This window comes from Aquimarina addita (assembly GCF_039539305.1).
GTDB classification, from domain to species: domain Bacteria; phylum Bacteroidota; class Bacteroidia; order Flavobacteriales; family Flavobacteriaceae; genus Aquimarina; species Aquimarina addita.
Genome location: NZ_BAABCW010000014.1, coordinates 39925 through 50895 on the forward strand (window position 1 = coordinate 39925; position 10971 = coordinate 50895).

The 10971-nt window shown below is 35.7% G+C and carries 6 protein-coding genes; all 6 read right to left on the reverse strand.

Features of this window, described 5'->3' with window-relative positions:
- Positions 1-11: 11 nt before the first annotated feature.
- Entirely contained in the window at positions 12-1643 is a 1632-nt protein-coding gene (locus ABD816_RS15765; RefSeq protein ID WP_344929024.1) for a sulfatase family protein, read from the reverse strand.
- A 220-nt stretch (positions 1644-1863) separates the two neighbouring features.
- Complete coding sequence (gene bglX / locus ABD816_RS15770; RefSeq protein ID WP_344929026.1) at positions 1864-4119, reverse strand: beta-glucosidase BglX; 2256 nt, start codon at positions 4117-4119, stop codon at positions 1864-1866.
- Positions 4112-4912 (reverse strand): carboxylesterase family protein, encoded by an 801-nt coding sequence (locus ABD816_RS15775; RefSeq protein WP_344929029.1) that lies wholly within the window; start codon positions 4910-4912, stop codon positions 4112-4114. The genes bglX and ABD816_RS15775 overlap by 8 nt, the downstream gene beginning before the upstream one ends.
- Positions 4902-6245 carry a glucoamylase family protein gene (locus ABD816_RS15780; protein WP_344929031.1) on the reverse strand — a complete coding sequence of 448 codons (1344 nt, stop codon included), beginning with the start codon at positions 6243-6245 and terminating at the stop codon, positions 4902-4904. Before ABD816_RS15780 ends, ABD816_RS15775 begins: the two co-directional genes overlap by 11 nt.
- Before the next feature lie 74 nt (positions 6246-6319).
- Complete coding sequence (locus tag ABD816_RS15785) at positions 6320-7744, reverse strand: RagB/SusD family nutrient uptake outer membrane protein (protein WP_344929032.1); 1425 nt, start codon at positions 7742-7744, stop codon at positions 6320-6322.
- 28 nt (positions 7745-7772) lie between these two features.
- Positions 7773-10892 carry a SusC/RagA family TonB-linked outer membrane protein gene (locus tag ABD816_RS15790; RefSeq protein ID WP_344929033.1) on the reverse strand — a complete coding sequence of 1040 codons (3120 nt, stop codon included), beginning with the start codon at positions 10890-10892 and terminating at the stop codon, positions 7773-7775.
- Between the last annotated feature and the right edge of the window lie 79 nt (positions 10893-10971).

Below are 10971 nucleotides of genomic sequence, written 5' to 3' on the forward strand. Positions count from 1 at the left end.
TTTTTGGTTTATTATTTTCCTCTTAGTTTCTCAAAGTTTTTATATGCTTTTTCTATTTTTTCTGTAGGAGCCTTCTCAAACTCTTTTTCTGTTACACCATATACGGTTTGAACTGAGTCGAGTTTAGTTTTCATCAATCCCACCATTTTCTGATATTTAATGTTATAAATAAGATTCTCTGTTTCTTTGGGATCTTTTTCTAAATCATAAAACTCCCATGTATCTATATCATCATAAAAATGAATTAGTTTATAGCGTTTGGTACGAATTCCGTAGTGTTTTTTTACCATATGAAAAGCTGGATAATCATAGTAATGATAATAGATGATATCTCTAAAATCTTCTTCTTTCAAATCACCATTGAGTAGCCCGCTAAATGATTCGCCCTGCATCTCATCTGTGAGATCAGCAGCACCTGCAAAATCTAAAAAGGTTTTAGCAAAATCCAGATTTTGAACCATGGCATCGATATTAGTATTAGGTTTAATCACCTCCGGATATTTGATTAATAAAGGCATTCTTAGTGATTCTTCATACATAAAACGTTTGTCAAACCATCCTTTTTCCCCTAAATAAAAACCTTGATCAGAGGTATAAACTACAATCGTATTTTTATCTAATCCAGTTTCTTTTAAATAATCTAATAGTTTTCCTACGCCTTCATCTACAGCAGCTATCGTGGCAAGATAATCTTGTAGATAACGCTGCCCTTTCCACTCAGCTAGTGCTTTCCCGCTTAGATTTGCTGTATGAAATGCATCATTTTTTGGCAAGTAGGCTTCGTCCCAAATTTTACGTTGTTCTGCAGTCATTCGGTTAAAATCAGTTTTCCAGGGATTATGGGCAAGTGTAGTACTTCCTTTTGCAACCGTCATTTTTAGATCATGACCTTCATACATATCTTTATAAATAGTTTGCTGCTGTTCTTTTGCTGCTTGTTGTCCCTCATGAGAAGTAAAATAAGTATCAGGTAACGGAAAAGGAATTGAATCATATTTGTTAAGGTGTCTTAATGCTGGCATCCAGTTTCGATGTGGAGCTTTATGATGCACCATCATAAAAAACGGTGTATCTTCTTTTCTTTCCTTTTGTAACCATTGCAGGGCTTCATCGGTAATAATATCCGTGGCGTAACCTTTTATTCTAAGTGAATCTCCGTTTTTAATAAAATTAGGATTATAATAATTTCCCTGATCTTCAATAATATTCCAATAATCAAAACCTTGCGGATATCCATGTAAATGCCATTTACCCACCATTGCTGTTTGATATCCTACTGTTTGTAATATTTTGGGTAAGGTAGGTTGATCACCATTAAATATCTCTCCATTCTGACGAAACCCATTGATATGACTGTGCTTTCCTGTGAGTATAACCGCCCGACTAGGTCCACAAATTGAATTGGTACAAAAAGCATTAGAAAAAAGTGCTCCTTCTTTTGCAATTCTATCAATATTAGGAGTAGGGGCTAACTTGCCAATAGGGTGATCATAAGCACTGATAGCCTGAGCTGCATGGTCGTCAGACATAATGAAAATAATATTAGGAGTTTTTTTAGTTTCAACAATATCTTTTTGTATTTCTTTTTTTTGAGTACAGGAAAAGAAACTGAAAATGAGAAGCGTTAAAATTATTTTGTTCATGTTTATACGTTTTAGGTAGGATTGTTAAAATGATGAGTGTATTAAAACAATGTTTACTTAATAGATGAAGCTTTAATCAATAAAATTCCTGGACGCTCTGCCTCGGGTGCATTGTATATAATCTGGATAAAGGAATTTTGTTTCCTGACGCTTGTAACGAAGCGGTCTTGATTTTGATACCTTTTACCCTTGGGTTGAGGTAGTTCATTTAATAAGTTTTTCATTTCTCCTCTAGTTTAAAATGATGTGTATATGGTAATTCTGAGTTACCACCTACAAAAAATTCAAATTCACCAGGTTCTGCTACCTGTTTTAATTGTTGGTTATAAAATTTTAGATCATCTGTTGTAATGGTGAATATCACCTTTTTACTTTCTCCTTTTTTTATAAAAACTTTTTGAAATCCCTTTAATTCTTTAACTGGGGGTGTAGTGCTTCGTACTTTGTCATGAATATATAATTGTACAATTTCTTCTCCATCATAATCTCCGGTATTTGTGATTTCTGCCGTTACTTGTATTGAAGATAATGGCGTTAGTACCGTACTATTTGCAGTAACCTCATATTCAAAATCTGTATAACTCAATCCATACCCAAAAGTGTATAAAGGTGTATTAGGAGAATCCAGGTAATTAGATTTATAATCTTCTGAAGGATGAGAAGGGGTAATGGGACGTCCTGTACTTTTCATATTATAATAAATAGGAACCTGACCTATAGTTCTGGGAAAGGTAACGGGTAATTTTGCAGAAGGATTATAAGTACCAAACAAAATATCAGCAATACCTGCTCCTCCCATGGTACCTGGAAACCATGTTTCCAGCATAGCATCTACCAGCAGGTGTTCCTCTGATAGATCCAGTGGTCTGCCATTCATAAGAATGAGAACTATAGGCTTGTCTGGGAACTCTGCGGCTACCTTTTTAATAAATTCTGATTGTAGACCAGGTAATTTAATACTAGTTCTGGAAGCTGCTTCTCCACTCATATGATAATGTTCTCCCATGGCCAAAAGAATTATATCTGCATCTTTTGCAATGCGTATAGCCTGATCAAAATTCCCTGCTTCTGTAGAATCAATTGTACACCCTTTAGCATACAATATATTTCTTTTATCAACATATTCCAGTAAGCCTTCATAGATACTTACTGCTTTTCCAGTTCGATCTCCGGCCGCAGCCCAGTTGCCAATAATACTTTCTTCGTCCTTAGCTAAGGGGCCTAAAAGTGCAATTTTTTTATCAGGTGTTATTGGTAATGTCTTATTATCATTTTTTAAAAGGACAGAAGCAGCAGCAGCTGATTTACGTGCGGCATCCAGATACTCTTTTTTATAAATAGTTTCTTTCTCTCTGGTTGCGTTGCTATATCGATAGGGGTCATCAAATAATCCCAATTTAAATTTAGTTTCTAATATTTTTCTACATGCTTCATCCACCGTTTGTTTTGTTACTTTCTCCTCTGTAATTAATTCTTTAAGATATTGCTTGTTTACATTTCCCATCATATCCATGTCTATGCCGGCATTCATGGCAAGACGTGCAGCATCTTTTTCATTGGTAGCAAAACCGTGAGAAATCATCTCATTAATTGCGGTATAGTCAGAGACTACAAATCCTTTAAAATCCCAAGTATCCCGTAATACTTCTCTGAATAAAAAGTTGTTACCAGAAGCAGGAATTCCGTTTAATTCATTAAAAGCTGTCATAAAAGTAGCCACACCAGCATTAACAGTTGCCTCAAAGGGAGGTAAATACGTATTCCATAATTCGTTGGTACCTATATCTACGGTATGGTAATCTCTACCCGCTTGAGCTGCTCCATACCCTGCAAAATGTTTTGCACAGGCAAGTACCGTATTATTAGCGGCTAAATCATCTCCCTGAAAGCCTTTTACATATGCTTTAGCAATCTGACTTCCTAAGTAAACATCTTCTCCTGCACCTTCAGAAATACGTCCCCATCTGGGGTCTCTGGCGATATCGACCATAGGGGCAAAGGTCCAGTGGATTCCTTCTGCGGATGCCTCTTCTGCAGCAATTCTAGCACTTTGTTTAATGAGTTCCAGATCCCAGCTTGCTGCCATACCCAGGTTGATAGGAAAAATGGTTCTATGTCCGTGAATTACATCATATCCAAAAAGTAATGGGATTCCTAGCCGTGTTTCTTCAACCGCTATTTTCTGAAGATTTTTTGTAGCTTTTGCAGAATATACATTCAGCATGGCACCTACATTTCCTTCTCTAATGTAGGTTCTGTTATGATCACTAATTGTAGGGCCTGTTTTGTCCCAGCCTCCACTATACATTGCTGTTTGCCCTATTTTTTCTTCTAATGTCATTAATGACATTAAAGAGTCTATTTGTAATTTGAACAGTTGACTGTTGACCTCTGTTGTTTTTTTCTGTGCAAATGAAAAGCAACATACAAAAACTAATAATTTTGTACAGATAGGTGTGAAAAAGGAATTATTCATTTTTTTCTTTTTTTTGGGCATATAACCAATGTAATAAGCCTGGTTCTGCAAAAGCAGCATCCCAACTATTGTGATTAGCAAAATCATATAATGTGAATCTGGGGAACCCGCCATTTTTTAAAATAGCCTGTACCATTTCTATCGAAAATGTAGGGTCTACGACGGTATCGTGTGCTCCATGAAAGACCCAAAGAGCTACCTTCTTACTATATGCAGAAGCGGCGTTTGGGGAGCCGCCACCGCAAATAGGAAATGCTGCTGCAAACATCGATGGTCTCCTGTATAGCATTTCAAATGTTCCCATACCTCCCATAGATAAACCACCTATGTATATCTGATTATCTTTAGTATACTTTTTTTGAACCATGGTATCCATTAGATCAATTACTAAGCTTAGAGATTTAGTCGGTTTTTCTGTATAACTAAAATTGAATTTTTCTCTTCCTTTTTTATTTCTGTCTATATTCACAGTAGACCAATAATCATCCTCAGGACATTGTGGAAAAATGAGTATAGAAGGGAATTCACTACTGAATTCATTATTTAGAAATAGATCACTTCCATGGGTCAATTGTTTTTCATTATCATTACCTCTTTCACCTGCACCGTGTAAAAAAAGAACTACGGGATACTCTTTATTTTCAGAAAAGTCTACAGGCCAGAGAATACGATAATGCAGCGTATCTAAATCTTTGATAAATATCTCTTTATCATACGTTCGATCCTCTTGTGCGCTGGTGATAAAGCCTGCTAAGATTGTGATTAAAAATACTATTGTTATTTTATGGAACATGTGTAAACCCTAATTTTTGAAGCCCTCTTAGTACATCTTCATTTTTCATAAACAGGTTCCAGATAAGCTGTGTTCTGTAGTTTTCTATCATTACAGTAATGGGCCCTTGATCAATTGATAAATACCTTGGTAAATACCAATTATGTTCTAAACTAAAGGCATCATAAGGCCCGTATTTACCAATAAGCGTGTCTTGTTTCTCATATAAATGTCTTAAAAAATGCATACTTTCTTTTGGTGTATAAGGAAATGAAGATAATGCAGCAGTTGGCGAGATGACTCCTAAATCTTTTCCTGGTCGATGGCCTTTATAACCCGACATAGAATAGCTAGAAGTTAATCCCCAGTTGTTTTCGCCATATCCCTCATAGTTTTTTGGATTATCCAGACTATATAAGTAATGGATTTTAGCATGATTTTGATTCAGTTTCCAATAATCTCCATATTGATCTTTTAGTCCGTTTGGGTTTAATCCTAAATAGGAATAATGAGCCCAAAATAATGGGCCAACTGCATCTTCATTATGCTCATAATGATCTAATTCTGTATCCAGACCATAGTAAACGGTACCATTTGATATTGCACCATTTTTTGCCCACCCTTGTTCATATACTTCTTTATCAATGGGGTGCGTAGGAGAAGATGCTGCCAAAATGTACATAATCAAACATTCGTTATATCCTCCTACAGGAAAATTCATTTCCCATTGGTACTTAGGAGACCAATGCCAGTACAATACATTTTTTCCGTTTTGAGTATACCAATCCCATTCTACTTCTTCCCAAAGGGTATTTATATTATTAACAAGCTCTTTTTCTTCGACACTTCCATCTTTAAAATATTCTGATACTGTTAGTAGCCCCTGTATTAGAAAAGCTGTTTCAACAAGATCTCCACCGTCATCTTTTTCACTAAATGGTTTTACTTTTCCTGTCTCACCATTAATCCAATGTGACCAGGCACCGTGAAACCGCTCTGCTTTTTCTAAAAATGCTACTATTTTTTTGAAACGCTCAAAGGCTTGACTTCTGGTAATGAATCCTCGTTCTACTCCCACAAGGATTGCCATTAATCCAAACCCGGTACCTCCTGTAGTAACATTATTTAAATCATTAGAAGGATACTCATTGTCAAGGTGAATGCGCTCTCTTGCCATACCAGAATTAGCTTCACCACCTTCCCAAAAATATTGGAATGTCTGTTTTTGAACTAAATCTAATAATTCTTCATCTGTAAGTACATCTATAGGTTCATCTGGTGTTTCTTCAATCAGTATTTCTGTGGCTGAAAGTGTTTCTTTTTTTTGATTGTTACATCCTATACTTATGCACATGCATACAAGTAGAACTTTCAGTATCAGGAGATTTCTTTTCATATCGTTTTATTAAAGTAAATTTATTTTTTTTGTTACCACCCTGGATTTTGTGACATATCAGGAGTTTGAATCAATTGATCATTTGGGATCGGAAATAATTCATGTTTTCCGGTAATGAACGGTTTTCCGTGTGCTGTCATTACTGAAGAAGCCTGCCCGGTTCTTATAAGATCAAACCACCGATCATGCTCCATAGCAAGCTCTAACCTTCTTTCATTCCAGATTAATTCTCTTAATGATTCCTGATCGGTAGTAGTAATATCCGGAAGATTTACTCTGGTACGAACCCTGTTTAAAGCATTTATGGCAGCAGAAGATTGATTTAACTCATTTAAAGCTTCTGCCTGTATTAATAAAACTTCTGCAAAACGTAGAATTCTTATGTTTTTATCACCATCACCATTCCCCGCATTGGCACTGGAATATGCTTTTTCATTATACCTGGGGTTTTCTACAGAAGCACTCACTTCTCGTCCATCAAATAAAGTTTCGCCAGCAAAAATGATTGTTGCATCTCTTCTAATATCATCTCCGGCAGCGTTAAAAGCGTTCAGAAGATCTTCTGATGGCGTATTGAATCCCCAGCCCCAACCACTTGTTCCTTTAGCACCTTGTGATGTGGAGTATTGTTGTATACCATGTGCTATAATCTCACCTCGTGCCTGTAACTCGAATATAGATTCTATACCATTTTCTCCCGATGCTCTCCATATTGTTGCAAAATCAGATGCTAAATCATATTGACCTGAGTTAATGACAGTAGTAGCCATATCGGCAGCATCTTGCCATTTTTCCTGATACAAATATACTTTTGCTAAAAGGGATTGAGCAGCACCTCTGGTTACTCTACCTAAATCTGAAATTTCATATTCACTTTTTTGTGGTAACGCATCTATAGCTTCTAATAAATCTTGTTCTATATATTCATATACTTCTGTAGTAGAAACTCTGTTTATAATATCCAAATGCTGTAATGGGATATCACCAAAGGACCGAACTAACCAGAAATAGTTTAAAGCTCTTAGAAATTTGCATTCTGCAATGAGCCTTGCTCTTAACGCTTCATCACTCATTTCGAATGTTTCTGTGTATTCTATAGCTAAGGAAGCTCTTCCAATAGTTTTATACCATTGTGTCCACATGGCTCTGATAGATACGCTTGATGTGGTATGCGTTAAACCATCTAATAAGTTTTTATCATTTCCGGTATCAGTAGGGGAACTTCCTTTATCTCCATTATCGGAGATAATTTCTGTAATACCAAGAAATGAAAATCCGTATGCAAAATCCGTATGTCTCCCATATACACCTGTTACAAATTGTAATGGCTCAAAGACTTCACCGCTTTCTTCAGCAGTAGGGGAAACGACCTCTACATCCTCCACAAAATCATCACAGCTTATCATAAAAATCCCTAAAAACAAAAGGGGAACTAAATATTTAGATCTTGTATTCATAGTGTTGTTTTTTAATAATTCCGTTTTTTTATAATTGTAAGTTAAGTCCTAATATAAAAGCTCGGGTAGTAGGATATGCAGATAATTCGATACCTGTAGTTCCTTTTGGATCTCCATATTCATCACCATCCAGATCATAGTTTAATTCTGGAGTAAAACCAGAATATTGAGTGATAATGAATGGGTTTTGTACCGTAAAATAAATACGAGCTTTATTGATCACTGATATTTCATCAATAGTATAACCAACAGTTATATTATTAACTCTAAAGTAATTTCCATCTTCTAACCAATAAGAGGAAGCTAAAGCATCTCTGTCTGCTCCGGGTGCAGTATTTGTAGATCCTTCTCCTGTCCATCTGTTATTGAATGTTTCTACTGTAATGTTTTCTCCTCCTAATCGTGTATTTGCAAGTCCATTATAGATTTTGTTACCACCCACACCAAAACCATCAATACTGAAATCTATGTTTTTATAGGTCCCACCAATGGTTACCCCATAGTTGAACGTAGGAAGATAAGAACCAAAGAATTTTTTGTCTCTATCATCAATAACTCCATCATCATTTTGATCTACATAACGCAAATGACCAGGAGCGGCATTACCTACAGATGGGTTATTATCAATTTCATCTTGATTTTGCCAGACACCATCTGCTTCTAGTAGCCACCAGGAAAATAAGGGTTCTCCATCTGCTAATCTTTTAGTGATTTGTCCATTAACCAGTGTGCCGCCAGTTTCTCCATCAAAACCAGGAGTTACATTTTCTACAGTGTTTTCATTTGTAGAAAAGTTAATACCGATGTTGTAGCTAAAATCTTTACCTATCTGGTCTTTCCAGTTTAATAAAGCTTCTATACCTGTATTTGATACTTCAGCAGCTTGTGCCAGAAAATTACCTTCAGATTGAGAGTTAAGTATATTCTGAACATTGATTATAGCATTTGTATTTCTTCTATTGTAGTAATCCACGGTTCCTGATAACTTACTTTTAAAAAGAGAGAAATCAAATCCAGCTTCCCATTCTTCAGTTATTTCCCATTGTAGTGGCGCTACGGGGCTTCCTAAGGAGGCCCCGAAAATTAGACTTTGTGTAGGTCCAAAAGCATAATTTTGATTACCACTGGCTGCATTCGTATTCACTTGTTGTACATTAAACGGTACATTTGCATTTCCTAATTGCCCCCAACCAGCAAAGATTTTAAGATGGGTCAGGGTGGGGTTATCTTTTAAAAAGTTCTCATTAGAAATAGTCCATCCTAAACTAACTGCAGGAAAATTATCAAAGAAATTTTCTCCTGTTACAAAATCACTCGTTCCATCTCTTCGGATTACTGCTCTTATAAAGTATTTTTGATCAAAATCATATTCTATTCTTCCAAAATAGGATTGAAGATTAGTAGATTGATTAAATTCTTGATTTATAGTGTTGTCAAAAAATGATGAGGTCCTATTGCCTAAACTTCTTAATCTTTCTTCTTCAAAAACATCGTATCCAAAAGCAGTAACTCTTTCTCTACTTCCAAAATTTTCTCTACTCATACCTAAGGTAGAGGAAAGGTTATGCCTGCCAAAGGATTTATTAAATGTAAGGAACCCTTCCAGATTCCATCTGTAATACTCTTCATCGATAACCTGCAGCGAGTTGTTTGCAAATTCTGTAGAAATAATACCATCACCATCTGTATCTATTCTTCCTGCTTCAAATTCTTCTATCGTTCTTCTGGGATCAGCATTTAGCCATCGTTCTCTAATGGGATTATATGTATTTTGTTTAGAATAAAATTGAGTGGCTCCAAATCTACCAGTAAATGTCAAAAAATCCGTGATATCTAATGCTGCAGTAATTTGCCCTTGTAGGGTAGTGGTATTGATATCTTCATCCTGAAATACTATTTCGGAAACTGGATTTCCGTGTGGGTACAATCTTCCAACGGATTCTCCTTCTGCAGCTTCATAACCTGCAATTCCTGTTGTTTGATTGACAAATGATTGTCCAAACCTTCCATTATCATAATATACAGGTATTAATGGTGATTGACGATATGCATTATTGAACGCTGTAAAAGGCTTGGGATTTTGATTTGTATACGTAATATTGACATTTTGAGTAATTCTGAATTTGTCTTTAAAAAGATGGTACGTATTGTTGTTACGGATAGTTCCTCTTCCAAATTTACTGTCGTTTATCCCTTCTTCTTCTAAGAAGTTATAACTAAAGAAGTAATCTATATTTTCTCCTGCACCTGCAACTGAGAAATTATGATTGGTAGTACTACCTAGTTGTATGAGTTCGTCATACCAGTCGGTATCATATCTCTGATTTTCTTGTAACAAAAAACCGTCTGAAGCAGCACTTTCTTCATTAAAGTATTGTGTATACTGTGCTGCATTTGCCATTTCTACTTGATTGAGAATTGTTTTTACTCCATAGAAAGAGTCAAAACTGAAAACTGCTTTTCCTTTTTTTCCTTTTTTTGTTGTAATTAAAATAACACCATTGGCAGCTCTTATACCGTAAATATTAGCGTAAGAAGCACCTTTAAGAAATTCTATGGACTCTATATCTGCAGGGTTAATACTTCTTATATCTTGTATGGGTTGACCGTCTACAACATAAAAAGGTTCTCTACCAGCTTGTGCAGTTCCTAAACCTCTTACAATAACAGTGGGCGTGGCACCAGGGGCATCATTTGCTATAATATTAACACCAGCAACTTTTCCTTGTATGGATTGTAAGGCAGTAAGTGCAGGCTGTTTTATAATTTCATCTGATGCTATAGATACTACGGAGCCAGTGATGGATGCTCTTGACTGACTACCATATCCTATGACAACTATTTGTTCTAATTCGGATGTTTTAGCGTCCATTATAATAGAGAGTTCCGTTTGATCTCCAATAACAGTTTCTTCTGCCTCTAATCCAATGTAGGAAAACACAAGTGTTTGTCCTTTTGATGCCTCGATACTAAAATTTCCATCAAAATCCGTTTGTGAACCAATATTGGTTCCTTTTATTAAAATGTTAACGCCTGGTAAGGGTAATCCACCTATATCAGTAACAGTGCCTGTGATTAGTGTAGTGTCCTGAGCATTTAGGGTTTGGAATAAACACATAGTAAGTATACATATTACTATTCTGATCATTCGTTTATCGAATTTTGATCTATGATTTAATAAGCACTTCATTTTGTGATAATTTAATTATTAAGTTAAATTTTTATCA

Coding starts and splice junctions, on each gene's coding strand:
- ABD816_RS15765 (WP_344929024.1), bottom strand. CDS start 1,643: ATGAACAAAATAATTTTAACGCTTCTCATTTTCAGTTTCTTTTCCTGT.
- bglX (WP_344929026.1), bottom strand. CDS start 4,119: ATGAATAATTCCTTTTTCACACCTATCTGTACAAAATTATTAGTTTTT.
- ABD816_RS15775 (WP_344929029.1), bottom strand. CDS start 4,912: ATGTTCCATAAAATAACAATAGTATTTTTAATCACAATCTTAGCAGGC.
- ABD816_RS15780 (WP_344929031.1), bottom strand. CDS start 6,245: ATGTGCATAAGTATAGGATGTAACAATCAAAAAAAAGAAACACTTTCA.
- ABD816_RS15785 (WP_344929032.1), bottom strand. CDS start 7,744: ATGAATACAAGATCTAAATATTTAGTTCCCCTTTTGTTTTTAGGGATT.
- ABD816_RS15790 (WP_344929033.1), bottom strand. CDS start 10,892: ATGATCAGAATAGTAATATGTATACTTACTATGTGTTTATTCCAAACC.